Origin of the sequence: Candidatus Planktophila sp. (genome assembly GCF_040402315.1) — a bacterium.
GTDB lineage: Bacteria > Actinomycetota > Actinomycetes > Nanopelagicales > Nanopelagicaceae > Planktophila.
The window spans coordinates 24,611-46,040 of sequence record NZ_JBBAMU010000006.1 but is presented as its reverse complement, the minus strand read 5'-3'; the positions used below and the strand labels follow the sequence as shown (position 1 = coordinate 46,040).

Sequence of the window (21,430 nt, the reverse complement as noted above, 5' to 3'; positions counted from 1 at the left end):
CCTCATCGACATCATCGACCCAACACCTAAGACTGTTGATTCATTGATGCGTCTCGACTTGCCAGCAGGCGTCGACATCGAGATTAAGCTCTAAGGAAAGGACGAAAACTAATGACACGTGAAGTTGTAACTCAGTCTTACGGTTCGTCCATCAAGGGCGTTCTTGGTAAGAAGCTTGGCATGACCCAAGTATTCGATGCCGAAAACAAGATGATTCCTGTGACAGTTGTTTCAGTTGAGTCATGCGTTGTTACATCGATTCGCACACCTGAGAAGGATGGCTATTCAGCTGTTCAACTCGGATACGGCGCAATTGATCCAAAGAAAGTTTCTAAGCCACTTGCGGGACATTATGCAAAGGCAGGCGTCACTCCTCGTCGCTCCGTTGCCGAACTCCGCACACTCTCAGCTGCTGATTACACAGTAGGACAAGAGATTGGCGCATCAACATTTGCTGCCGGCGATATCGTCGATGCAACTGGAACATCAACTGGTAAAGGCACTGCTGGTGTTATGAAGCGCCACGGTTTCGGTGGGCTTAGCTCATCTCACGGTGTAGATCGTAAGCACCGTATGCCAGGTTCAATCGGTGCATGTTCAACACCAGGTCGCGTTTTCAAGGGAATGCGCATGATGGGTCGTATGGGTAACGAGAAGGTCACAACACAGAACCTCACAGTTCAAGCTGTAGATCTAGAACGTAACCTGCTTCTTATCAAGGGCTCTGTTCCTGGAACCGATGGTGGTCTCGTCTTTATCCGTTCAGCTGCTAAAAAAGCACTTGTTGAGACTGTAAAGGCAGGGATGTAACTATGGCACTTACCGTTGAAGTAAAGAATGCAGAAGGTAAGAAGGTTGGCTCAGTTGATTTGCCAGCAGATATCTTCGATGCGCAGACAAATATTCCACTTATTCACCAAGTCGTAACAGCTCAACTTGCAGCTGCACGCCAAGGTACACAGAAGGCAAAGAACCGTGGGGAAACTTCTGGTTCAGGTAAGAAGCCTTTCAAGCAGAAGGGAACAGGTCGTGCTCGTCAGGGTTCGATTCGTGCTCCGCTTCAGCGTGGTGGCGGTGCTGCACACGCAGTTCGTCCACGTTCATATTTCCAACGCACACCTAAGAAGATGATCGCAGCAGCACTACGCGGTGTTCTCTCTGACCGTCAGCGTAATGAGCGAATTCACGTGCTGGATTCAGTAACAGCTGCTCCTTCAACGAAGGCAGCACTTGCTGCAGTGCGTCAATTCTCAACTCGCAAGAACCTCTTGGTTGTTGTTTCACGTAAGGAAGACGCTGCATGGCGTTCACTTCGCAACGCTGATGACCTACACCTTCTTGTGCCAGATCAGCTCAACGCTTATGACATCTTGAAAAGCGATGACGTTGTTTTCTCTGAAGCAGCGATCAACGACTTCCTCAAGTTCAAGGGTTCAGCTAAGGCTTCAGGAAAATCTGTGAAGTCAGTAGCACGCGAAAGTGAGGTATCTGCATAATGAAGGATTACCGTGAAGTTTTGCTAGCACCAGTTGTCTCTGAAAAGAGCTACGGGTTGCTCGATGAGAACAAGTACACATTCCTGGTTGCAACAGATGCTAATAAGACAGAGATCAAGATCGCTGTTGAAAAGGTATTTGGTGTGAAGGTGGTCAATGTTAACACTATGAACCGCCAGGGAAAGAATAAGCGCACACGTTTTGGTGATGGAAAGCGCAAAGACACAAAGCGAGCAATCGTTCATGTGGCCGCTGGCGACCGTATCGACATCTTCGGAGGCCCTGTTTCGTAATTGAAACAGGATCTTAAAGAGAGGAAACCTCATGGCACTTCGCAAACTAAAGCCAACGACCCCAGGTCAGCGTGGAGCAACTGTTCCAGATTTCGCAGAAATCACTCGCTCCACACCTGAGAAGTCACTCGTTCGCCCAATTCACTCAAAGGGTGGACGTAATAATCAAGGTCGCATCACTGTTCGTCACCAAGGTGGCGGTCACAAGCGTGCATACCGTCTTATCGATTTCACACGTAACGATAAAGATGGTGTTCCAGCAAAGGTTGCACACATTGAATACGATCCAAACCGCACAGCGCGTATCGCACTTCTTCACTATGCAGATGGAGAAAAGCGTTACATCATCGCTCCAAATAAGCTTGAGCAAGGTGCAACAGTTGAGAACGGTCCTAAGGCCGATATCAAGCCTGGTAACAACTTGCCACTTCGCAACATCCCAGTAGGAACAACTGTTCACGCCATTGAACTTCGCCCAGGAGGCGGAGCAAAGATTGCTCGTTCAGCTGGCGCATCAGTTCAGCTCGTTGCTAAAGAAGGAGCATATGCACAACTTCGTATGCCATCTGGAGAAATCCGTAACGTAGATGTTCGTTGCCGCGCAACTGTTGGTGAAGTTGGAAACGCAGAACAAGGAAACATTAACTACGGAAAGGCTGGACGTAAGCGCTGGTTAGGCGTTCGTCCATCTGTTCGTGGTGTAGTTATGAACCCAGTTGACCACCCACACGGTGGTGGTGAAGGTAAAACTTCTGGTGGTCGCCACCCAGTTTCACCTTGGGGTAAGCCTGAAGCACGTACTCGTAAGAAGAAGGCTTCAGATTCAATGATCGTCCGTCGTCGTAAGTCGAACAAGAAGCGCTAAGGAGCCCTCATGCCACGTAGTCTCAAGAAGGGTCCATTCATTGATGGACATCTCACCAAAAAGGTGGATGCCCAAAATGAAACCAATACCAAGAATGTCATTAAGACATGGTCACGACGTTCGATGATCTCGCCTTCAATGATCGGACACACCATTGCGGTACACGACGGCCGCAAGCATGTCCCTGTATTTATTACCGACGCAATGATCGGTCACAAGCTTGGTGAGTTCGCACCAACACGTACATTCCGCGGACACGTTAAAGATGATCGGAGAGCTACTCGTGCCTAATACACAAGACGCACTCATCGCTCGCGCAGTACTGCGCGACATCCGCCACACACCACAGAAGGCTCGTCGCGTTGTCGACTTGGTCCGTGGAATGCGTGCAGATGAAGCACTTAACGTTCTTAAGTTTGCTCCGCAAGCAGTTGGAATAGACGTGTACACACTTCTTAACTCAGCAATTGCTAATGCTAAGCAGCAGAATCCAGCAATCCGCGATGCTTCAGAGCTCTGGGTTGTCGAAGCACTTGTTGACGAGGGACGCACAATGAAGCGTTTTCGCCCACGTGCACAAGGACGAGGTTTCCGTATCTTGAAGCGCTCAAGCCACATCTCTGTGACTGTCAGCGATTCAAAGGTGACTTCAAAGTCACTATCTCGCACTTCAACAAAGGCGCAGACACGAAATCCAAAGCGTTCTGAGAAGTCACCACTTGCTGCTCCAGTAGCAGCAGTTCCAACACCAGCAGCGAAGGGAGCGTCCAACTAATGGGTCAAAAAGTAAACCCACACGGCTTCCGTCTCGGCATCACAACTGAATTTAAGTCACGTTGGTATGCAGATAAGTTGTACAAGGATTACGTCAAAGAAGACGTCGAAATCCGCCGACTTATGCAAAAGGGAATGGAGCGCGCAGGCGTTTCACGTATCGAAATCGAGCGCACACGTGATCGTGTACGTATCGACCTTCACACTGCTCGTCCAGGAATTGTTATCGGTCGTCGCGGACAAGAAGCAGACGTTCTTCGTCTGAAGCTTGAAAAGCTCACCGGTAAGCAAGTTCAGCTCAATATTCTTGAAGTAAAGAACCCTGAAATTGATGCGCAGCTCGTTGCACAAGGAATTGCCGAGCAGCTTGCTGCGCGTGTTTCTTTCCGTCGCGCAATGAAGAAGTCAATGCAATCAGCGATGAAGGCAGGAGCTCAGGGCATTCGTGTTCAGTGCGGTGGTCGTCTCGGTGGCGCAGAAATGTCACGTTCTGAGTTCTACCGTGAAGGTCGCGTTCCACTACACACCCTTCGCGCTGATATTGATTACGGCTTCTATGAAGCTGCAACAACATTCGGTCGTTTGGGTGTAAAGGTCTGGATCTATAAGGGTGAAGTTATTGGTTCACGTGCAGAGCGCGCTGAAAAGGCACTTGCAGAAGCACGCGCACCAAAGCCAGAACGTCGCGGACCACGTACACCACGTGCCCCACGTGCTGAAGTTACAACTTCACACGTTGCCATTGCAGATTCAACTCCTGCAGCGCCAGCAACAGAGACTTCAGAAGGGGGAGCGCAATAATGTTAATTCCTCGCAAGGTTAAGCACCGTAAGCAGCACCACCCATCACGTTCAGGTGCGGCTAAGGGTGGAACACAGGTTGCATTTGGAGACTTCGGTATCCAGGCACTTGCTCCTGCTTATGTCACTAACCGTCAGATTGAGGCAGCGCGTATCGCGATGACTCGTTACATCAAGCGTGGTGGAAAGGTTTGGATCAATATCTATCCAGATCGCCCACTAACAAAGAAGCCTGCTGAAACTCGTATGGGTTCCGGTAAGGGTTCTCCAGAATGGTGGATCGCAAACGTGAAGCCAGGTCGCATTATGTTTGAAATTTCAGGCGTAACGGAGGCAGTAGCTAATGAAGCTATGCGCCTTGCGATTCACAAGCTCCCAATGAAGTGCCGCGTTGTAAAGCGTGAGGAGGCATAACCATGGCGAATACAATTGAAGAACTTCGTCAACTGTCAGCTGATGATTTAACTGGAAAGCTTCGTGAAGGTAAAGAAGAACTCTTTAACCTTCGCTTCCAAGCAGCAACAGGTCAGCTTGAATCACATGGTCGTCTCGGTGCGGTTCGTAAAGAGATTGCTCGTATCTACACAATTATTCGTGAACGTGAACTAGGAATTGGAGGCGCTGCGTAATGGCTACAAATCCAACCGAAGATCGCGGATCCCGCAAGACTCGTGAAGGCATCGTTGTCTCAGACAAGATGGATAAGACCATCACCGTTGCAGTATCAAACCGTGTTTCACACGGTATGTACTCAAAGGTTATGAGCCGCACACACAAGCTCAAAGCACATGATGAGACAAACTCAGCAGGCACAGGCGATCGCGTATTGATCATGGAAACACGACCAATATCAGCCTCAAAGCGCTGGCGTTTAGTTCAAATCATCGAGAAGGCTAAGTAAGGGAACGGGTGGAATAAATGATTCAACAAGAATCGCGCCTACGCGTCGCGGATAACACAGGAGCTAAAGAGCTTCTCTGTATTCGTGTGCTCGGCGGAACCAAGCGCCGTTACGCCGGTATCGGAGACATCATCGTATGTTCAGTCAAGGATGCAATCCCTGGCGGACAGGTAAAGAAGGGTGAAGTCGTTAAGGCTGTCATCGTTCGCACCGTAAAAGAACGTCGTCGTCCAGACGGTTCTTACATCAAGTTTGACGAGAACGCTGCAGTTATCCTCAAAGCGGATGGCGAACCACGCGGAACTCGTATCTTCGGACCAGTTGCTCGCGAACTTCGCGACAAGAAGTTCATGAAGATCATTTCACTCGCTCCGGAGGTGCTCTAACCATGGCGAAGATTAAGAAGAATGACGAAGTTTTGGTTATCGCTGGCAAGAACAAGGGCGTAACCGGCAAGGTGCTTCATGTAGATGGATCTCGTGTCACTGTTGAAGGCGTTAATCGCATTCAGCGCCACACAAAGGAATCAACAACGGAGCGTGGCGTCAAAGTGGGCGGAATCATCACACAAGAAGCATCAATCCATATTTCAAATGTCATGGTCGTAGATGGAGATGGCAAGGCAACACGTCTTGGCGTTCGAGTCGATGAAGAAGGCACAAATGTTCGCATCTCACGTCGCACAGGAAAGGACATCTAATGAGCACAGTTACAGATGTTCGTCTCAAGGCTCGCTATAAGAGCGAAATCCAAGCCACCCTTAAGGGCGAATTTGGATATACGAATCCAATGCAGATTCCTACGTTGACAAAGATTGTCGTCAACATGGGTGTTGGCGAAGCTGCGCGCGATGCCAAGCTCATCGAAGGTGCAATCCGCGATTTAGCAATCATCACTGGCCAAAAGCCACAGGTTACTAAGTCACGTAAATCAATTGCCCAGTTCAAGCTTCGCGAGAACATGCCAATTGGTGCACACGTCACTCTTCGTGGAGATCGCATGTGGGAATTTGCAGACCGACTTCTCTCAATCTCTCTTCCGCGTATCCGTGACTTCCGAGGTCTTTCTCCAAAGCAGTTCGATGGAAAGGGCAACTACACCTTCGGTCTTACCGAGCAGGTTGTATTCCCAGAAATCGAACAAGACAAGGTAGATCGCCCCCGCGGTATGGATATCACTGTTGTAACCACAGCAAAGAACGATGAAGAAGGTCGCGCACTCTTGAAGTTGCTCGGCTTTCCTTTCAAGGAGGCATAAGAATGGCTAAAACATCACTCAAGGTTAAAGCTGCTCGCAAGCCTAAGTTCAAAGTTCGCGGTTACACACGTTGCCAGCGTTGCGGTCGTCCGCATGCTGTCTACCAAAAGTTTGGAATCTGTCGCGTCTGTTTCCGTGAAATGGCGCACCGCGGCGAGCTTCCAGGTATCACCAAGGCGTCTTGGTAATAGTACAAACGAAAAAAGTCCAAGCAGATCGCTTGGGTACTAATTCGAGAAAGGCCACAGGCCACGTATGACAATGACAGATCCGATCGCAGACATGTTGTCTCGTCTGCGCAATGCGAACTCTGCCTACCATGACACGGTTTCAATGCCGTCATCATCGGTCAAGGTACGTATTGCAGAGATCCTCAAGCAAGAGGGTTTCATTGCAGAATACCGCGTTGAAGCAATGGCAACTGGAGTAGGTAAGAACCTCACTCTTGACCTTAAATTCGGCACAAACCGTGAACGTTCAATCGCTGGTCTTCGCCGTGTGAGCAAGCCAGGACTTCGCGTATACGCAAAGTCAACTGCGCTTCCAAAAGTTCTTGGTGGTCTAGGAGTTGCAATCATTTCAACTTCATCTGGGCTACTTACAGACAAGCAAGCCAATAAGAAGGGTGTAGGCGGAGAAGTTCTCGCCTACGTATGGTAAATCTCCCATGTCACGTATTGGTCGTATGCCTATCACCGTTCCAAGCGGGGTAGAAGTTTCAATCACAGGTCAGAGCGTTGCAGTGAAGGGACCTAAGGGTTCACTCGCAATTGCAGTTCCAGCACCTATCCAAGTTTCGCAAGCAGATGGTGTTATCACCGTTGCTCGTCCAAATGAAGAGCGTGTAACACGTTCACTTCACGGCCTATCTCGCTCACTCGTAGCGAATATGGTCGAAGGTGTAACAACTGGTTACTCACTCACAATCAACATCGTCGGTGTTGGTTACCGTGTTGCTGAAAAGGGCAAGGATCTTGAATTCCAGCTCGGTTACAGCCACTCAATTCTTTTCCCAGCCCCAGAAGGAATCTCCTACAAAGTTGAATCACCAACTAAGTTAATTATCAATGGAATTGATAAGCAGCTTGTGGGAGAGACAGCAGCGAAGATTAAAAAGCTTCGCAAGGCCGATCCATATAAGGGTAAGGGCTTGCGTCTTGAAGGCGAAGCAGTTCGTCGCAAGGCTGGAAAGGCAGGTAAGAAGTAATGGCAATCGGAGTTAAGGTCCGCAAGGGCTCAGCGCAGAACGCGCGTGCTCGTCGTGCTTTCCGTCTTCGTAAGAAGATTTCAGGCACACCATCACGTCCACGCCTAGTCGTTTCACGTTCATCACGTCACCTCTTCGTACAGGTTATTGATGACACCCAAGCAAAAACAATTGCTTACGCATCAACAATGGAGCTCGAACTTCGCAAGTCATCTGGCGATAAGACAGATAAGTCGAAGCAAGTAGGAGCACTCATTGCTGAACGCGCTAAGAAAGCCGGAATTTCGACAGTTGTCTTTGACCGCGCAGGTAATAAGTACCACGGTCGTATTGCTGCAGTTGCAGATTCTGCACGAGAGAATGGATTGGAGTTCTAATGGCTGTTAATCCAACTAACGATGCAGCGTCCACAACAGGCGCACCTTCTAGCCAGGGTAATTCTGGCAAGGGTCGTGGCGAACGCCGCGAACGTCGTGATGATCGCGAGAAGGAGAAGTCTCCATACACCGAGCGCGTGGTTTTCATTAACCGCGTGTCAAAGGTTGTAAAGGGCGGACGTCGTTTCTCATTCACAGCACTCGTTGTTGTGGGAGATCAGAACGGAACCGTTGGCGTTGGCTACGGAAAATCTAAGGAAGTTCCACAAGCTATCGCTAAGGCAGTTGAAGAAGCTAAGAAGTCATTCTTCGTAGTGCCGCGCGTTCAAGGAACAATTCCTCACCCAGTACAGGGTGAAACAGCAGCGGGTGTAGTTCTACTTCGCCCAGCTAGTCCAGGTACCGGAGTTATTGCCGGTGGCCCTGTTCGCGCCGTACTTGAGTGCGCTGGTGTTCACGATGTACTGACAAAGTCTCTCGGTTCTTCAAATGCAATCAACATGGTTCACGCCACTGTTGCAGCACTGAAGATGCTTGAGTCACCTGCACAAATTGCAGCACGCCGCGGTCGTCCGTTGGAAGATGTTGCTCCTGCAGCAATTATCCGCGCTTCACAGATGACAGTTGGTGTCTAATGCCACGTTTAAAGATCACACAGATCAAATCAACAGTCGGCAATAAGCCAGAGATTCGCAACACTGTTCGTTCACTCGGACTCAAGCGCATCAATGACGTTGTCGTAAAAGAAGATCGTCCAGAAATTCGTGGCATGGCAGTTGCTGCCCGTCACTTAATCAAGGTAGAGGAGGTCGAATAAAGATGACACTAAAACTTCATCATCTTCGTCCAGCTCCAGGTGCTAAGAAAGATAAGACTCGTAAGGGTCGCGGAGAAGCATCAAAGGGTAAGACTGCTGGTCGTGGCGGTAAGGGAACACATGCTCGTAACACGGTTCGTCCTGGTTTCGAAGGTGGTCAGCTACCGCTGGTCATGCGTCTTCCTAAGCTTCGCGGCTTTAAGAACCCGGCGCGTATTGAGTACCAAGCAGTGAACGTCTCAACAATCAATGCACTCTTTCCAAAGGGTGGTGATGTAACAGTTGCAGATCTCATTGAAAAGGGTGCAGTTCGCGATTCACTACCTGTAAAGGTTCTTGGAAATGGCGAAATTGCGGTTAAGGTATCAATTACGGCACATGCATTTTCTGCATCAGCGATTGAGAAGATCTCAGCTGCTGGTGGATCGACAGCAACTCTGTAACACAAACAAACGCTATTGAGCTAGAGGGAGAAGATTGATGCTTTCAGCATTTGGAATGGCATTTAAGACGCCTGAACTTCGCAAGAAAATCTTCTTCACTCTCTCAATCATGGCCCTATTCCGCTTTGGTTCCGTTGTTCCAACACCAGGTGTTTCATACTCAGCGGTCAAGGGATGTCTTGCCCAAGCACAGACTGGCGGCCTATTCGGGCTTATCAATCTTTTCTCAGGTGGAGCACTCTTACAGCTCTCTGTTTTCGCACTCGGCATCATGCCTTACATCACCAGCTCCATCATTATTCAACTGCTTACCGTTGTTATTCCTCGCTTTGAAACACTGAAGAAGGAAGGACAATCAGGTACTGCAAAGCTGACTCAGTACACCCGCTATCTCACCATCGGTCTGGCAATCTTGCAGTCAACAGGTCTTGTTGCGGTTGCTCGTACACCAGGTCGCTTGATCTCCGGTTGTAATGTGCCAATCATTCCTGACACTTCATGGCAACGTATCTTGACCATGATTGTTGTGATGACAGCAGGAACATCAGTAATCATGTGGCTCGGAGAGCTCATCACTGATCGCGGTGTTGGTAACGGTATGTCTATTCTTATCTTCACATCAATCGCATCAACTTTCCCAGGTCAGCTCTGGTCAATCAAGCTTCAGAAAGGCCTCTTCGCATTTCTATTCGTCTGCGCAGTGGGAGTCGTCGTGGTTGCCGCTGTTGTATTCGTTGAACAGGCGCAGCGTCGAATTCCGGTGCAATACGCCAAGCGTATGGTGGGACGTCAGGCATACGGCGGAACATCAACTTATATTCCAATTAAGGTAAACCAAGCTGGAGTTATTCCGGTTATCTTCGCATCTTCACTTCTTTATATTCCATCGTTGATCATTAATTTCACTAATAGCCAAGCAGGATGGGCAGTCTGGATCTCACGTAACTTAGTTACCGGTGATCACCCAATTTACATGGTCACCTATGCAACTCTCATAATTTTTTTCACCTACTTTTACGTTGCAATCACATTTAACCCAGAAGAGGTTGCAGATAATATGAAGAAGTACGGTGGATTCATTCCAGGAATCCGTGCCGGACGACCAACTGCGGAATACCTTCAGTATGTTCTCTCTCGTGTTACCGCACCTGGTGCGCTCTATCTGGCACTTGTTGCACTCATTCCAGTCTTCGCACTAGTTCTCTTCGGTGCTACCCAGAACTTCCCATTCGGTGGAACTGCAATTCTGATTGTGGTCGGCGTTGGTCTTGATACGGCAAAGCAGATCGAGAGCCAGTTGCAGCAGCGTTCATATGAAGGTTTCTTGAAGTAATGCGTTTAGTCCTGGTAGGTCCACCAGGTGCCGGTAAAGGAACTCAAGCTCAGTTCCTGGCGGCGCACTACTCAATCCCGCATATCTCCACCGGCGATATCTTCCGTGCCAATCTCAAAGCCAGCACACCACTCGGTCTTAAGGCAAAAGGATTTATGGATTCTGGACAACTTGTTCCTGATTCAGTGACCAATGAGATGGTCAAAGATCGCCTTACTCATGACGATGTTGCTAACGGATTCCTACTTGATGGCTTTCCACGTAACACCGTGCAAGCTGAAGTATTGCGTGCTTTTTTAACTGAAAAGGGCACACCACTTCAAGCTGTCCTAGAACTAGCAATTGAAAATGAAATCATTATCAAACGCCTATCCTCACGTCGCACCTGTAAAGAGTGTGGGGCACCGGCTGCAGCCAACCTTGAGAAGTGTGCGGCATGTGGTGGCGAGCTCTACCAACGTGAAGATGACAAAGAAGAAGTGATTGCAAAGCGCCTTGCTGTCTATGAAGAGCAGACCGCGCCAATCGTCACTTTCTATCGCAACGAAGGCTTGCTTATTACTATTGGCGCCGATGGCGATGTAGCAGATATTACAGAGCGCGCGATTACAGCGTTAAGTCGCGTTCCCGGCTAAGAAGTAACTATGGCAATTCAAATCAAAGACCTTGAGCAACTCAAGGTGATGCGTCGCGCCGGTCTCTTGGTCGGTCAAACGTTGCAACTTCTGCGGGAAAATATCAAAGCTGGCATGACAACAGCTGCCCTGGACGCAATAGCGGCAGCAAATATCAAACGCGGGGGAGGCACCTCAAACTTCCTTGGCTACCATGGCTTTCCAGCAACTATCTGCGTCTCCATCAATGATGAGATTGTCCACGGCATTCCTGGCACGCGTGTGATTAACGACGGAGATATTGTCTCTATTGATTGCGGAGCAATTATCGATGGTTGGCATGGAGATGCCGCATTTTCTATCGGCATCGGAAACCTTGATCCAGCAGATCAGAAGCTGATGGACACATGCGAAGAATCAATGTGGGTTGGTATTGCAGCGGGTAAAAATGGCGCTCGACTTTCCGATATTGGTTACGCAATCGAGCAATACATAGATTCGCAAGGTAAGTATGGAATCTTGCAAGAATACGGTGGCCATGGAATCGGCACTGAGATGCACCAGGAGCCACATGTGCTTAACTTTGGAAAGGGCGGAAATGGCCCAGAAATCATTCCTGGAATGGCACTTGCCATCGAACCGATGATTACTCGAGGATCGCCTAAGACCAAAGTCTTGAGCGATAAATGGACCGTTGTTTCAACTGATCAATCTCGTGGTGCCCACTTCGAAAACTCATATGTGATCTGCCCTGATGGAAAGCCTTTTGTGCTGACCGCACTCGATGGTGGCAAAGCAGAACTGGCTCGCTTTGGCATAGAGACCTCCGGGCTCCTCGCCTAGGCGGCGTGTCGGGTACGGTCAATCAGCTCTTTTTGGGCGATTTCCCTTTATAAGGGGCTCTGCCATAGAATGACCTTTCGCGCCATATTCAATTCCACTCGGTTTTGAGCGTGGTTCGACCCTGTTCGTTCACATGGAAAAAGAGAAGAAGGTATTGATCCTTGGCAAGTAAAGATGGTGCGATCGAAATCGAAGGCACTGTTGCTGAGGCGTTACCTAATGCAATGTTCCGTGTTGAACTTACAAATGGACATAAAGTCTTGGCACATATCAGTGGAAAGATGCGAAAGAACTACATTCGTATTTTGCCGGCAGATCGTGTGATTGTAGAACTAAGTCCATATGACCTTACAAAGGGTCGAATTATTTACCGTTACAAGTAAATCTTTCGCCCCCACTAACAAAAGGAAAACACGTGAAGGTTAATCCAAGCGTGAAGAAGATTTGCGACAAGTGCAAAGTCATTCGTCGCAAGGGTCGCGTAATGGTGATCTGCGAAAATCTTCGTCACAAGCAGCGTCAAGGGTAATTCCGAGACAAAGATAAGTACGCGTGATGCGACTTAACTAGAAATAGTTAAGACCCCCGGACCGGTAGGCCAGGGCTCGATAAATATGTCGAGGAGCATTGCGAAGGACCTCCGGATATAGAAATGGTTGAATATATGGCACGTCTAGTCGGTGTCGATCTTCCACGTGAAAAGCGTGTTGAGATTGCACTCACATACATTTTTGGAATGGGTCTAACCCGTTCCCACGAAACTCTCGCGGCAACTGGTATTTCACCAGATACTCGCGTAAAGGATTTGCAAGAGTCAGAACTTGCTCAGCTTCGTGAATACATCGAAGCCAACTACAAAATCGAAGGAGATCTTCGCCGCGAAGTTGCTGGTGATATCCGTCGTAAAGTTGAAATTCAAAGCTACCAAGGTATTCGTCACCGCAAGGGACTTCCTGTACGTGGTCAGCGCACTCACACAAACGCTCGTACTCGTAAGGGTCCACGTAAGGCAATTGCCGGCAAGAAGAAGGTGACTAAGTAATGGCCACTCCTAAAGCAAAAATAACTGCCCCAGCAAAGGGCAAAGTAAAGCTTCGTAAGAAAGAGAAGAAGAACGTTGCAGTAGGTAAGGCTTTCATCAAGTCAACCTTCAACAACACAATCATCTCAATCACAGATCCAACGGGGGCAGTTATCTCTTGGTCATCATCTGGCCAAGTAGGTTTCAAAGGCTCACGTAAGTCGACTCCATTCGCAGCACAGCTTGCAGCAGAAGCAGCAGCTCGTCGCGCACAGGAGCACGGCCTAAAGAAAGTAGATGTTTTCGTAAAGGGACCTGGTTCCGGACGCGAAACTGCAATCCGTTCATTGCAAGCAGCAGGCCTAGAAGTTGGAGCCATCTCTGATGTAACTCCAGCTCCACACAATGGCTGCCGTCCACCGAAACCACGTCGAGTTTAAGGAAGGAAGAGAATAAATGGCTCGTTATACCGGAGCAGACTGCAAGCGTTGCCGTCGCGAAAAAGTAAAGCTCTTCCTTAAGGGCGCAAAGTGCGATGGACCAAAGTGTCCGATCGAATCTCGTCCTTATCCACCAGGACAGCACGGCCGCGGCCGTTCAAAGGAATCTGAATACCTATTGCAGATGCGCGAAAAGCAAAAGTGCGCACGTATTTATGGTGTTCTCGAAAAGCAGTTCCGTGGTTACTACGAAGAAGCGAACCGCAAGCAAGGTAAGACTGGTGAAAACCTGCTTATTCTGCTTGAGACTCGTCTCGATAACGTTGTATTCCGCGCAGGATTTGCAAAGTCTCGTGACATGGCGCGCCAGTTGGTGCGCCACGGTCACTTCGTTGTCAATGGTAAGAAGGTAAACATTCCTTCATATCGTGTATCTCCAATGGACATCATCGATGTTCTTTCAAAGTCACATGACCTCACACCATTTATCGTCGCAAGCGCAGAGTTCGGTGAGAAGTCTGTTCCAGCGTGGATGGAAGTTGTTGCAGCACAGATGCGCATCATCATCCACGGTGTACCTGCTCGATCAGTGATCGATACCCAGGTTCAAGAACAGCTCATTGTTGAGCTCTACAGCAAGTAATTTTTCAACCCCCTAGAGGAAATCAAATAGAGGATTTCCACGAGAAGAAAGAGGAGCACCAGTGCTAATTGCACAACGCCCAACGCTTAGCGAAGAAGTAATTTCCGAGAACCGCTCACGCTTCATCATCGAACCACTTGAGCCAGGTTTCGGCTACACACTCGGTAACTCAATGCGCCGTACCCTGCTTTCATCTATTCCAGGTGCTGCAGTAACAAGCATTCGTGTTGCTGGAGCTCTCCATGAGTTCACAACTCTTGAAGGCGTGAAGGAAGATCTCACAGATATCGTCTTGAACATCAAGAACCTTGTTCTTTCAAGTGATAACGATGAGCCTTCAGTGATTTACATCCGTAAGTCAGGTGCTGGCGCTGTTACAGGTGCTGATATCGCTGTTCCAAGTGGCGTAGAAGTTCACAACCCTGAGCTTCACATTGCAACACTAAACGGCAAGGCAAACCTTGAAATCGAACTTACAGTTGAGCGCGGTCGCGGATATGTGACTGCAGTTCAGAATAAGCAAGCTGGAGCAGAGATTGGTCGCATTCCTGTTGACTCAATCTATTCACCAGTTCTTAAGGTGACTTACAAGGTTGAAGCAACTCGCGTTGAACAGCGCACAGACTTCGATCGTCTTGTTGTTGATGTTGAGACAAAGCCATCAATGAAGCCACGCGATGCTGTTGCATCTGCTGGAAAGACACTTGTTGAGCTCTTTGGACTTGCTCGCGAACTTAATCTTGATGCAGAAGGTATCGAGATGGGGCCATCAGTTATGGATGCCGCCCTTGCTGCAGACCTTGCTCTTCCAATCGAAGATCTTGATCTCACAGTACGTTCATATAACTGCTTGAAGCGCGAAGGCATTCACACAGTTGGTGAACTTGTTAATCGTTCAGAGGCTGACCTACTTGATATCCGTAACTTCGGATCAAAGTCAATCGATGAGATCAAGGCAAAGCTGGTATCAATGGGAATGTCTCTTAAGGACAGCCCAGCAGGATTTGATCCTTCCCAACACCAGAACTACAACGCATCAGATGAAGACTTCGCTGACGCAGATCAGGCATAAAGGAGAAGACAATGCCAAAGCCAACTAAAGGCCCACGTTTGGGTTCCGGCCCATCACACGAGCGCTTGATTCTTCGTACTCTTGCCGAGCAGTTGTTCGAGCACGGAAAGATCACAACTACAGAAGCAAAGGCGAAGCGTCTTCGTCCACTAGCTGAAAAGTTGATTACCTTCGGTAAGAAGGGTGACCTCTCTGCTCGCCGTGAAGTAATGGCGCGTATTGCTAACAAGAGCGTTGTTCATACACTCTTTACAGTAATCGCTCCAACTTTTGCTAACCGCGAAGGCGGATACACACGCATTACAAAGATTGGTCCACGTAAGGGCGATAACGCTCCTATGGCAGTGATCGAACTCGTAACAGATAAGTAAAAACACTTACCTTTACCATGGCGGCGCCCACTCTCTTTCCTGAGAGTGGGTTTCGTCGTTTACGGCTTAATATTGCCTACGATGGCACCCACTTCTTTGGCTGGGCAACACAACCAGGCCACCGAACACTGCAAGATCTTATTGAAGAAGCTATTTCCCGAATCTCACAGACAAATATCGATTCAATAGTTGCTGGGCGCACCGATGCCGGAGTCCATGCAACAGGGCAAGTAATTCATGTTGATGTGCCTGATGCAATGTTTGACCGAGACCTCACCTACCTAGATCTGCGTTATAAACTCAATAGAATTCTTGATGAAGATGTGCGCATCATGAATGTCAGCGATGCCCCCCAGGGCTTTCATGCCCGTTTTTCTGCCTTGCGCAGGTATTACAGCTACAAGATTCTTGATAACAACGATGTCATCGCACCTCTTTCTCGCCACGATGTCGCATCCTGGTATCGCCCACTTGATGCTGATCGCATGAATGAAGCCAGTGCGCTGCTATTGGGCCATCACGACTTTGCTGCGTTCTGTAAATTCAAGGTAGGCGGAACAACTATCAGAACTCTAGAAAAATATGAATGGCACCGAAGTGATGAGGGCTTGCTGGTTGCCGATGTTGTTGCCGATGCCTTCTGTTACTCCATGGTGCGCAATCTTGTGGGCGCAGTTGTCTGTGTTGCTGACGGGCGGCAAAGCCCTGCCTGGATTGCGCAATTACTGGCCAATAAAGAGCGAGTCTCGGATTCCTTGGTATTCCCCGCCCGTGGCCTGACTCTGTATCAAGTTGATTACCCCAATAATGATCAGCTGCTAGAGCGGGCTAAAATCACTGTCGCCAAGCGTGGATAAAGCGTTTTTCACGCTCAGAGGCCGATTTGGCCTGGCACTCCAGGGCAGGTAAACTTCATCCCCTGCGCCAGATTAGGTGCCGAAAGTACTCCCCAAGATAAAGAAAAGAAGAAGGTAATAAAGCATGCGTACATATAGCCCCAAGGCAGGCGACGCCGACCGTAAGTGGCACGTTATTGATGCACAGGATGTTGTGCTCGGTCGTCTTGCAACCCATGCAGCCGTTCTTCTACGCGGAAAGCACAAAGCAACATTTGCACCGCACATGGATATGGGCGACTTCGTTATCGTCATCAACGCCGAAAAAATCGCGCTCTCTGGTAACAAGGCGCTGACAAAGTTTGCACACCACCACTCAGGTTTCCCAGGCGGCTTAACTTCAACTGTCTACGGTGAACTGATTGAAAAGCACCCAACCCGCGCTGTTGAAAAAGCGATCAAGGGAATGCTTCCAAAGAACCGTCTTGGTGCACAGGTTGCATCAAAGCTCAAGGTCTATGCCGGCCCAGAGCATCCACATGCGGCACAGTCACCAGTTCCATATGTATTCACTCAAGTTTCTCAAGTAGCGAAGTAAGGGATAAGTAAATAAACATGTCAGATACAACTTTCAACGAGGTCGACGAGACAGAGACACTTACTTCCTACTCTTCTGCTACTCCAGCTGCTGCAACTAACCGCAAGGCAATCACAGCACCAGGTGCTGGTACAGGTCGCCGTAAGGAAGCAGTTGCTCGCGTTCGCCTAGTTCCAGGTACAGGTCGCTGGGTTGTTAATGGCAAGACACTCGATGGTTATTTCCCAAATAAAGTTCACCAGCAACTCGTTTCAGAACCATTTCGCACAGTAGGTGCAGAGGGTCTCTACGATGTATTTGCTCGCATCAACGGTGGTGGAGTTTCTGGTCAAGCTGGTGCACTACGTCTTGGTGTTGCCCGTTCACTGAACGAGATTGACACTGAGGCTAATCGTCCAGCACTTAAGAAAGCTGGCTTCCTTAAGCGCGATGCTCGTGTAATCGAACGTAAGAAGTACGGCCTTAAGAAGGCACGTAAGCGTTCACAGTACTCAAAGCGTTAATTCTTTTTATCCAGATATCCCGTTTGTTCCTGCAGTAAAGGAGTTTTTATGGCTCTCTTTGGAACAGACGGGATTCGTGGTTTAGCAAACGGGCAGACTCTTACCGCTGAAATTGCCGTTGATGTTGCGGTAGCTGCAGCGCATATTCTCGTTGAATCATCGAGTAACAAAGGCAAGCGCCCTCGCGCCATAGTTGGCCAAGATTCGCGTGCCTCAGGAGAATTCTTAGAAGCAGCTGTTGCTGCCGGTTTAGCCAGTGCAGGTATCGATGTGTATCGCGTCGGTGTATTGCCAACCCCTGCTATTGCTTATCTTGTGGGTGAATCAGGGGCCGATCTCGGGGTCATGATTTCAGCATCGCATAACCCGATGCCAGATAACGGAATTAAATTGTTCTCACGCGGTGGTGGAAAGCTTGATGATTCCATTGAAGCGGCGATTGAAAAACGGATGGGCGAGCCATGGACACGTCCTACTGGGCGAAATGTTGGACGCATTACCTTTGATGAGACCGCCAGCGCTCGCTATTTAAACCATCTAGCTGCTTCGGTAACTACGCCTCTCAAGGGGATGAAAATTGTTGTTGATTGTGCGAATGGAGCATCGTCATTCGTAGCACCGATTGCATATGAACAGGCTGGCGCAACCGTAGTTGCGATTCATCACTCACCAGATGGCTGGAACATTAACGAAAACTGTGGCTCTACCCACTTAGAAGATTTACAGGCAGCTGTTGTTAAAGAGGGTGCCGACTTTGGAATTGCCCACGATGGCGATGCTGATCGATGCCTGGCTATCGATGGTGCTGGCAAGGTTGTCGATGGCGATGCCATCATGACAATTCTTGCTATCGGATTCAAAAACCGCGGCGGCCTTACATCAAACACAATTGTTGGCACAGTAATGAGTAACTTAGGTTTTATGCACGCCATGAAAGATGCAGGCATATCTGTCATCAGCACTGCAGTGGGTGATCGCTATGTGCTTGAGAAGATGATTGAGGGTGATTTCTCATTAGGCGGGGAACAATCAGGACATTTGATTATGCGCGAATTTGCCAACACTGGCGACGGAATTCTTACCGCCCTGCAATTGGCACAAGAAGTAGTTCGCAGCGGGAAATCACTGGCAGAACTAGCGTCACAAATGCAACGCTTTCCACAGGTTTTGATCAACGTCTCTGATGTGAAGAAAGATAAGTTGGATGAATCAGCAGCGATTGCAAAGGCTGTGGCTAGTGCAGAATCAACGCTTGGCGAGAATGGTCGAGTCTTATTGCGCGCATCCGGTACTGAGGCGCTCGTAAGAGTGATGGTTGAGGCCGCGAGTGATAACCTTGCGCAAGACATCGCAACATCTCTTGCAGCTGTTGTGAAAGCAGAACTGGGGAACTAATTCGTGTGCGGAATCGTGGGTTACACCGGACCACAATCTGCAATCACGCCCATCGTTGAAGGTCTTCGCCGACTTGAATATCGCGGATATGACTCTGCTGGAATAGCACTTGGTACCAACAACTCACTCTTTGTGGAAAAGCGTGCCGGCAAACTCGCAAATCTGGAAGCCGCGCTCCCGGTAAATTTACCGACTGTGCATTCTGGAATCGGACACACACGTTGGGCAACACATGGTGGCCCTACCGATCGCAATGCCCACCCTCATTTAGATAATGAAGGAAAGCTCGCAGTCATTCACAACGGAATCATTGAAAATTATTCAGAGCTACGCAAAGAGTTAGAAGCTCGCGGTCACGCATTCTCATCTGAAACAGATACCGAATCTGTAGCACACTTACTTTCTGACCTTCGTAAAGAACATGGGGGTGATCTCACCGCCGCGATGCGCGCGGCAGTAAAGCGGCTACGTGGCTCATTCACACTTCTTGCTATTCACGCCGATGCTCCAGAAACAATCGTGGGTGTGCGTCGTAATTCACCGTTAGTGGCAGGTATTGGCAAGGGTGAAAATTTCTTAGCATCTGATGTCGCCGCATTTATCGATTACACCAAGCGCGCAGTGGAACTCGGCCAAGATGAAGTTGTCACCATCAGCCCGGAGGCAATCGCAATCTGCGACCTTGAAGGTCGCGCTGTCCCACTTCGTGAATATGAAATCACATGGGATGCAGCGGCCGCGCAAAAGGGTGGCTTTGCCCACTTCATGCTCAAAGAGATCTTCGATCAACCAAAAGCGATTGCTGACACCCTCATTGGCCGCCTGAGTGATAACAATCAGATACTTCTTAATGAATTACATATGAGTGATGATGAAATGAGACAGATTAAGAGAATTTCGGTCATCGCTTGCGGCACCGCCTACCACGCGGGAATGGTGGCAAAGTATGCAATCGAAAAATGGGCAAAGATTCCAGTCGATGTGGAGATTGCCTCCGAATATCGCTATCGCGATCCCATTATTGATAAAGATTGCCTTGTCATCGCAATCTCACAATCAGGTGAAACTATGGATTTAATCATGGCGGTGCGCCACGCAAAGGCAGCTGGCGCTCGAGTATTGGCAGTTTGTAATACAAACTCTTCCACGATTCCACGTGAGTCAGACGCTGTTCTCTATACCCACGCTGGCCCCGAAATTGCTGTCGCTTCAACAAAAGCCTTCCTGACCCAAATCGTTGCCATCTATCTCATCGGTCTTAAGTTGGCGCAGGTGCGCATGCAGCTCACCGAAAAAGAGGTACGCGATCTGTATCACGAGATGCTCGAGCTTCCTGCCAAAGTGGAGCAAATCCTGGAAACAATTGAACCTTTGCGTGAGTTAACTCGTAAGTTCGCAAAGAACGACACCATTCTCTTTCTGGGGCGTGGAATCGAATACCCAGTTGCACTTGAAGGAGCACTTAAATTAAAAGAGCTTGCTTACATTCATGCTGAAGGATTTGCCGGGGGCGAACTTAAGCACGGGCCTATCGCTTTGATCGAAGAAGGCACGGCAGTGATTGCAGTATTGCCTCCTGCTGATGAACATGGCCTTGATGAGAAGATGCTCAGTAATATTCAAGAGGTGAAGGCACGTGGTGCTCGCGTCGTTGTCATTGCGCCAGAAGGCGCAGAAGTCATTGGCGCAGAACACATTATTCGTATCCCTGTGACATCTTCCTTATTTCAGCCGGTCCTTGCAACCGTTCCGCTGCAAGTCTTTGCATATGAAATAGCTGTTGCTCGCGGCACAGATGTAGACCAACCTCGTAACCTGGCTAAATCGGTCACTGTCGAATAACTATGTCAACGATTGTCGATCCTCGCCAGCGTCAAATGCGCCGTGCTCTGAAGTGGTCAGCAAGCCTATTCGCAGGTTACTTATTTGTTACTTATCAGGTACTCACCAACGGATTTCTCATTGAGATTGACCGCACTTTTAACGATGTAGATCACCCGAAATTCCAAGGTTTATCTAACTTTGTTATTCGCAGGCTAGATGACCTAGGCCTGCGTGGCGTCTCCGGGGTTGCGCTGCTTATTGTTGCCGTTTACATCTCGCGCCGATTTAAAACATGGCGGCCAATTAATTTAGGAGTGCTCTCATTTCTTGCCCTCAACGTAGTTGTTGGTGCATTTAAATATGGGTTAGGCCGCACAAAGCCAAAAGAGGGTTTCGATCTCTTGCATGCTGGTGGAATGTCATATCCCAGTGGTCATGCATCAAATGCCATTCTTATTTGGGGGATGGTTGCATATTTGATTTACCGATACGCCCATGTCAATCGCTATCAAGGAAGGCTTGCTAGCGCCGGTGTTGGCCTACTCGCCTTAACGGTTTGTGTAGTCTCGTTGCTGCGAAATACCCACTGGTTCTCAGATCTCTTCGGTGGCCTCTTACTTGGGGGTTCCCTTTTGGTTTTGATAATCGCGATAGACCGATATTTCCCATCTGATAGCCAACTTCACTAACCACTAATAGACTCAACA

The 21,430-nt window shown here is 48.9% G+C and carries 36 protein-coding genes and 1 pseudogene; all 37 read left to right on the top strand.

Going from position 1 to position 21,430, the window contains the following annotated elements:
* Positions 1-94, top strand: a 94-nt coding sequence (locus AC9UEP_RS02355; protein ID WP_509543653.1) for a 30S ribosomal protein S10, incomplete at its 5' end; no start/stop codon positions are given.
* A gap of 17 nt (positions 95-111) precedes the next feature.
* Positions 112-810 (top strand): 50S ribosomal protein L3, encoded by a 699-nt coding sequence (gene rplC / locus AC9UEP_RS02350; protein ID WP_509543649.1) that lies wholly within the window; start codon positions 112-114, stop codon positions 808-810.
* A gap of 2 nt (positions 811-812) precedes the next feature.
* A complete protein-coding gene (rplD, locus tag AC9UEP_RS02345) occupies positions 813-1,496 on the top strand; it encodes a 50S ribosomal protein L4 (RefSeq protein ID WP_509543647.1) in 684 nt (227 codons plus the stop codon).
* On the top strand, positions 1,496-1,789 hold the full coding sequence (gene rplW / locus AC9UEP_RS02340; protein ID WP_509543645.1) for a 50S ribosomal protein L23: 294 nt from the start codon (positions 1,496-1,498) through the stop codon (positions 1,787-1,789). Before rplD ends, rplW begins: the two co-directional genes overlap by 1 nt.
* A 31-nt stretch (positions 1,790-1,820) precedes the next feature.
* Complete coding sequence (gene rplB / locus AC9UEP_RS02335; RefSeq protein WP_095684996.1) at positions 1,821-2,654, top strand: 50S ribosomal protein L2; 834 nt, start codon at positions 1,821-1,823, stop codon at positions 2,652-2,654.
* A gap of 9 nt (positions 2,655-2,663) precedes the next feature.
* On the top strand, positions 2,664-2,945 hold the full coding sequence (gene rpsS, locus AC9UEP_RS02330; RefSeq protein WP_509543643.1) for a 30S ribosomal protein S19: 282 nt from the start codon (positions 2,664-2,666) through the stop codon (positions 2,943-2,945).
* The gene (gene rplV, locus AC9UEP_RS02325) at positions 2,938-3,429 is read left to right on the top strand and encodes a 50S ribosomal protein L22 (RefSeq protein WP_509543642.1); all 492 of its coding nucleotides are present in this window, start codon (positions 2,938-2,940) and stop codon (positions 3,427-3,429) included. Before rpsS ends, rplV begins: the two co-directional genes overlap by 8 nt.
* Positions 3,429-4,229 (top strand): 30S ribosomal protein S3, encoded by an 801-nt coding sequence (rpsC, locus tag AC9UEP_RS02320; protein ID WP_509543640.1) that lies wholly within the window; start codon positions 3,429-3,431, stop codon positions 4,227-4,229. The genes rplV and rpsC overlap by 1 nt, the downstream gene beginning before the upstream one ends.
* On the top strand, positions 4,229-4,642 hold the full coding sequence (gene rplP / locus AC9UEP_RS02315) for a 50S ribosomal protein L16 (protein WP_017955292.1): 414 nt from the start codon (positions 4,229-4,231) through the stop codon (positions 4,640-4,642). The genes rpsC and rplP overlap by 1 nt, the downstream gene beginning before the upstream one ends.
* Positions 4,643-4,644: 2 nt before the next feature.
* Positions 4,645-4,857: a 50S ribosomal protein L29 gene (rpmC, locus tag AC9UEP_RS02310; RefSeq protein WP_095684995.1), complete on the top strand. Its 213-nt coding sequence runs from the start codon at positions 4,645-4,647 to the stop codon at positions 4,855-4,857.
* Positions 4,857-5,129, top strand: a complete 273-nt coding sequence (rpsQ, locus tag AC9UEP_RS02305; protein WP_509543638.1) for a 30S ribosomal protein S17 — start codon at positions 4,857-4,859, stop codon at positions 5,127-5,129. Before rpmC ends, rpsQ begins: the two co-directional genes overlap by 1 nt.
* Positions 5,130-5,146: 17 nt before the next feature.
* Positions 5,147-5,515, top strand: a complete 369-nt coding sequence (rplN, locus tag AC9UEP_RS02300) for a 50S ribosomal protein L14 (RefSeq protein WP_095675213.1) — start codon at positions 5,147-5,149, stop codon at positions 5,513-5,515.
* Positions 5,516-5,517: 2 nt separating this feature from the next.
* On the top strand, positions 5,518-5,829 hold the full coding sequence (rplX, locus tag AC9UEP_RS02295; RefSeq protein WP_509543636.1) for a 50S ribosomal protein L24: 312 nt from the start codon (positions 5,518-5,520) through the stop codon (positions 5,827-5,829).
* Positions 5,829-6,386 (top strand): 50S ribosomal protein L5, encoded by a 558-nt coding sequence (gene rplE, locus AC9UEP_RS02290; protein ID WP_509543634.1) that lies wholly within the window; start codon positions 5,829-5,831, stop codon positions 6,384-6,386. Before rplX ends, rplE begins: the two co-directional genes overlap by 1 nt.
* A 2-nt stretch (positions 6,387-6,388) precedes the next feature.
* On the top strand, positions 6,389-6,574 hold the full coding sequence (locus AC9UEP_RS02285) for a type Z 30S ribosomal protein S14 (RefSeq protein WP_018207218.1): 186 nt from the start codon (positions 6,389-6,391) through the stop codon (positions 6,572-6,574).
* A 67-nt stretch (positions 6,575-6,641) separates the two neighbouring features.
* Positions 6,642-7,046 carry a 30S ribosomal protein S8 gene (gene rpsH, locus AC9UEP_RS02280; RefSeq protein WP_095675210.1) on the top strand — a complete coding sequence of 135 codons (405 nt, stop codon included), beginning with the start codon at positions 6,642-6,644 and terminating at the stop codon, positions 7,044-7,046.
* Positions 7,047-7,053: 7 nt separating this feature from the next.
* Positions 7,054-7,593, top strand: a complete 540-nt coding sequence (gene rplF / locus AC9UEP_RS02275) for a 50S ribosomal protein L6 (RefSeq protein ID WP_095675209.1) — start codon at positions 7,054-7,056, stop codon at positions 7,591-7,593.
* Entirely contained in the window at positions 7,593-7,970 is a 378-nt protein-coding gene (gene rplR, locus AC9UEP_RS02270; protein ID WP_095675208.1) for a 50S ribosomal protein L18, read from the top strand. The genes rplF and rplR overlap by 1 nt, the downstream gene beginning before the upstream one ends.
* The gene (gene rpsE / locus AC9UEP_RS02265) at positions 7,970-8,605 is read left to right on the top strand and encodes a 30S ribosomal protein S5 (protein ID WP_509543632.1); all 636 of its coding nucleotides are present in this window, start codon (positions 7,970-7,972) and stop codon (positions 8,603-8,605) included. The genes rplR and rpsE overlap by 1 nt, the downstream gene beginning before the upstream one ends.
* A complete protein-coding gene (gene rpmD, locus AC9UEP_RS02260; RefSeq protein ID WP_445834421.1) occupies positions 8,605-8,787 on the top strand; it encodes a 50S ribosomal protein L30 in 183 nt (60 codons plus the stop codon). Before rpsE ends, rpmD begins: the two co-directional genes overlap by 1 nt.
* 2 nt (positions 8,788-8,789) lie before the next feature.
* Entirely contained in the window at positions 8,790-9,230 is a 441-nt protein-coding gene (gene rplO, locus AC9UEP_RS02255) for a 50S ribosomal protein L15 (protein ID WP_509543630.1), read from the top strand.
* A gap of 37 nt (positions 9,231-9,267) precedes the next feature.
* Complete coding sequence (gene secY, locus AC9UEP_RS02250) at positions 9,268-10,563, top strand: preprotein translocase subunit SecY (protein ID WP_509543628.1); 1,296 nt, start codon at positions 9,268-9,270, stop codon at positions 10,561-10,563.
* Complete coding sequence (locus AC9UEP_RS02245; protein WP_509543627.1) at positions 10,563-11,198, top strand: adenylate kinase; 636 nt, start codon at positions 10,563-10,565, stop codon at positions 11,196-11,198. Before secY ends, AC9UEP_RS02245 begins: the two co-directional genes overlap by 1 nt.
* 9 nt (positions 11,199-11,207) lie before the next feature.
* Complete coding sequence (gene map / locus AC9UEP_RS02240; RefSeq protein ID WP_509543625.1) at positions 11,208-12,020, top strand: type I methionyl aminopeptidase; 813 nt, start codon at positions 11,208-11,210, stop codon at positions 12,018-12,020.
* Positions 12,021-12,181: 161 nt separating this feature from the next.
* On the top strand, positions 12,182-12,403 hold the full coding sequence (gene infA, locus AC9UEP_RS02235) for a translation initiation factor IF-1 (protein WP_017955276.1): 222 nt from the start codon (positions 12,182-12,184) through the stop codon (positions 12,401-12,403).
* A gap of 32 nt (positions 12,404-12,435) precedes the next feature.
* Positions 12,436-12,549, top strand: a complete 114-nt coding sequence (gene rpmJ / locus AC9UEP_RS02230; RefSeq protein WP_017955275.1) for a 50S ribosomal protein L36 — start codon at positions 12,436-12,438, stop codon at positions 12,547-12,549.
* Between the two features lie 135 nt (positions 12,550-12,684).
* Positions 12,685-13,062 (top strand): 30S ribosomal protein S13, encoded by a 378-nt coding sequence (gene rpsM / locus AC9UEP_RS02225; RefSeq protein ID WP_095675516.1) that lies wholly within the window; start codon positions 12,685-12,687, stop codon positions 13,060-13,062.
* Positions 13,062-13,481, top strand: coding sequence for a 30S ribosomal protein S11 (gene rpsK, locus AC9UEP_RS02220; protein WP_509543623.1), 420 nt, complete (start codon positions 13,062-13,064; stop codon positions 13,479-13,481). Before rpsM ends, rpsK begins: the two co-directional genes overlap by 1 nt.
* Positions 13,482-13,497: 16 nt before the next feature.
* Positions 13,498-14,124: a 30S ribosomal protein S4 gene (gene rpsD, locus AC9UEP_RS02215; protein WP_509543621.1), complete on the top strand. Its 627-nt coding sequence runs from the start codon at positions 13,498-13,500 to the stop codon at positions 14,122-14,124.
* Positions 14,125-14,185: 61 nt separating this feature from the next.
* Positions 14,186-15,196 (top strand): DNA-directed RNA polymerase subunit alpha, encoded by a 1,011-nt coding sequence (locus tag AC9UEP_RS02210; protein ID WP_509543619.1) that lies wholly within the window; start codon positions 14,186-14,188, stop codon positions 15,194-15,196.
* An 11-nt stretch (positions 15,197-15,207) separates the two neighbouring features.
* Positions 15,208-15,561, top strand: a pseudogene (gene rplQ, locus AC9UEP_RS02205) (50S ribosomal protein L17); the annotation flags it as partial.
* A 23-nt stretch (positions 15,562-15,584) separates the two neighbouring features.
* The gene (gene truA / locus AC9UEP_RS02200) at positions 15,585-16,424 is read left to right on the top strand and encodes a tRNA pseudouridine(38-40) synthase TruA (protein WP_509543617.1); all 840 of its coding nucleotides are present in this window, start codon (positions 15,585-15,587) and stop codon (positions 16,422-16,424) included.
* Positions 16,425-16,548: 124 nt separating this feature from the next.
* Positions 16,549-17,001 carry a 50S ribosomal protein L13 gene (gene rplM / locus AC9UEP_RS02195; RefSeq protein WP_095675197.1) on the top strand — a complete coding sequence of 151 codons (453 nt, stop codon included), beginning with the start codon at positions 16,549-16,551 and terminating at the stop codon, positions 16,999-17,001.
* 17 nt (positions 17,002-17,018) lie between these two features.
* Positions 17,019-17,504: a 30S ribosomal protein S9 gene (gene rpsI, locus AC9UEP_RS02190; protein WP_509543615.1), complete on the top strand. Its 486-nt coding sequence runs from the start codon at positions 17,019-17,021 to the stop codon at positions 17,502-17,504.
* A gap of 48 nt (positions 17,505-17,552) precedes the next feature.
* Positions 17,553-18,899 carry a phosphoglucosamine mutase gene (gene glmM, locus AC9UEP_RS02185; RefSeq protein WP_509543613.1) on the top strand — a complete coding sequence of 449 codons (1,347 nt, stop codon included), beginning with the start codon at positions 17,553-17,555 and terminating at the stop codon, positions 18,897-18,899.
* Positions 18,900-18,902: 3 nt separating this feature from the next.
* On the top strand, positions 18,903-20,741 hold the full coding sequence (glmS, locus tag AC9UEP_RS02180; protein WP_509543611.1) for a glutamine--fructose-6-phosphate transaminase (isomerizing): 1,839 nt from the start codon (positions 18,903-18,905) through the stop codon (positions 20,739-20,741).
* A 2-nt stretch (positions 20,742-20,743) separates the two neighbouring features.
* Entirely contained in the window at positions 20,744-21,412 is a 669-nt protein-coding gene (locus AC9UEP_RS02175) for a phosphatase PAP2 family protein (protein ID WP_223298142.1), read from the top strand.
* Positions 21,413-21,430: the final 18 nt, after the last annotated feature.

What these genes read in the sequence shown, in the direction of transcription:
- glmM (WP_509543613.1), top strand. Translation starts at nt 17,553, where the DNA reads ATGGCTCTCTTTGGAACAGACGGGATTCGTGGTTTAGCAAACGGGCAG.
- rpmC (WP_095684995.1), top strand. Translation starts at nt 4,645, where the DNA reads ATGGCGAATACAATTGAAGAACTTCGTCAACTGTCAGCTGATGATTTA.
- rpsS (WP_509543643.1), top strand. Translation starts at nt 2,664, where the DNA reads ATGCCACGTAGTCTCAAGAAGGGTCCATTCATTGATGGACATCTCACC.
- rpsH (WP_095675210.1), top strand. Translation starts at nt 6,642, where the DNA reads ATGACAATGACAGATCCGATCGCAGACATGTTGTCTCGTCTGCGCAAT.
- secY (WP_509543628.1), top strand. Translation starts at nt 9,268, where the DNA reads ATGCTTTCAGCATTTGGAATGGCATTTAAGACGCCTGAACTTCGCAAG.
- rpmD (WP_445834421.1), top strand. Translation starts at nt 8,605, where the DNA reads ATGCCACGTTTAAAGATCACACAGATCAAATCAACAGTCGGCAATAAG.
- rplX (WP_509543636.1), top strand. Translation starts at nt 5,518, where the DNA reads ATGGCGAAGATTAAGAAGAATGACGAAGTTTTGGTTATCGCTGGCAAG.
- rpsD (WP_509543621.1), top strand. Translation starts at nt 13,498, where the DNA reads ATGGCTCGTTATACCGGAGCAGACTGCAAGCGTTGCCGTCGCGAAAAA.
- rplE (WP_509543634.1), top strand. Translation starts at nt 5,829, where the DNA reads ATGAGCACAGTTACAGATGTTCGTCTCAAGGCTCGCTATAAGAGCGAA.
- AC9UEP_RS02285 (WP_018207218.1), top strand. Translation starts at nt 6,389, where the DNA reads ATGGCTAAAACATCACTCAAGGTTAAAGCTGCTCGCAAGCCTAAGTTC.
- rplF (WP_095675209.1), top strand. Translation starts at nt 7,054, where the DNA reads ATGTCACGTATTGGTCGTATGCCTATCACCGTTCCAAGCGGGGTAGAA.
- rplP (WP_017955292.1), top strand. Translation starts at nt 4,229, where the DNA reads ATGTTAATTCCTCGCAAGGTTAAGCACCGTAAGCAGCACCACCCATCA.
- AC9UEP_RS02245 (WP_509543627.1), top strand. Translation starts at nt 10,563, where the DNA reads ATGCGTTTAGTCCTGGTAGGTCCACCAGGTGCCGGTAAAGGAACTCAA.
- rplC (WP_509543649.1), top strand. Translation starts at nt 112, where the DNA reads ATGACACGTGAAGTTGTAACTCAGTCTTACGGTTCGTCCATCAAGGGC.
- rplD (WP_509543647.1), top strand. Translation starts at nt 813, where the DNA reads ATGGCACTTACCGTTGAAGTAAAGAATGCAGAAGGTAAGAAGGTTGGC.
- rplO (WP_509543630.1), top strand. Translation starts at nt 8,790, where the DNA reads ATGACACTAAAACTTCATCATCTTCGTCCAGCTCCAGGTGCTAAGAAA.
- rpsI (WP_509543615.1), top strand. Translation starts at nt 17,019, where the DNA reads ATGTCAGATACAACTTTCAACGAGGTCGACGAGACAGAGACACTTACT.
- rpsQ (WP_509543638.1), top strand. Translation starts at nt 4,857, where the DNA reads ATGGCTACAAATCCAACCGAAGATCGCGGATCCCGCAAGACTCGTGAA.
- rpsM (WP_095675516.1), top strand. Translation starts at nt 12,685, where the DNA reads ATGGCACGTCTAGTCGGTGTCGATCTTCCACGTGAAAAGCGTGTTGAG.
- map (WP_509543625.1), top strand. Translation starts at nt 11,208, where the DNA reads ATGGCAATTCAAATCAAAGACCTTGAGCAACTCAAGGTGATGCGTCGC.
- rplW (WP_509543645.1), top strand. Translation starts at nt 1,496, where the DNA reads ATGAAGGATTACCGTGAAGTTTTGCTAGCACCAGTTGTCTCTGAAAAG.
- rpsK (WP_509543623.1), top strand. Translation starts at nt 13,062, where the DNA reads ATGGCCACTCCTAAAGCAAAAATAACTGCCCCAGCAAAGGGCAAAGTA.
- rplB (WP_095684996.1), top strand. Translation starts at nt 1,821, where the DNA reads ATGGCACTTCGCAAACTAAAGCCAACGACCCCAGGTCAGCGTGGAGCA.
- rplN (WP_095675213.1), top strand. Translation starts at nt 5,147, where the DNA reads ATGATTCAACAAGAATCGCGCCTACGCGTCGCGGATAACACAGGAGCT.
- rpsC (WP_509543640.1), top strand. Translation starts at nt 3,429, where the DNA reads ATGGGTCAAAAAGTAAACCCACACGGCTTCCGTCTCGGCATCACAACT.
- truA (WP_509543617.1), top strand. Translation starts at nt 15,585, where the DNA reads ATGGCGGCGCCCACTCTCTTTCCTGAGAGTGGGTTTCGTCGTTTACGG.
- rplM (WP_095675197.1), top strand. Translation starts at nt 16,549, where the DNA reads ATGCGTACATATAGCCCCAAGGCAGGCGACGCCGACCGTAAGTGGCAC.
- rpsE (WP_509543632.1), top strand. Translation starts at nt 7,970, where the DNA reads ATGGCTGTTAATCCAACTAACGATGCAGCGTCCACAACAGGCGCACCT.
- rplR (WP_095675208.1), top strand. Translation starts at nt 7,593, where the DNA reads ATGGCAATCGGAGTTAAGGTCCGCAAGGGCTCAGCGCAGAACGCGCGT.
- AC9UEP_RS02175 (WP_223298142.1), top strand. Translation starts at nt 20,744, where the DNA reads ATGTCAACGATTGTCGATCCTCGCCAGCGTCAAATGCGCCGTGCTCTG.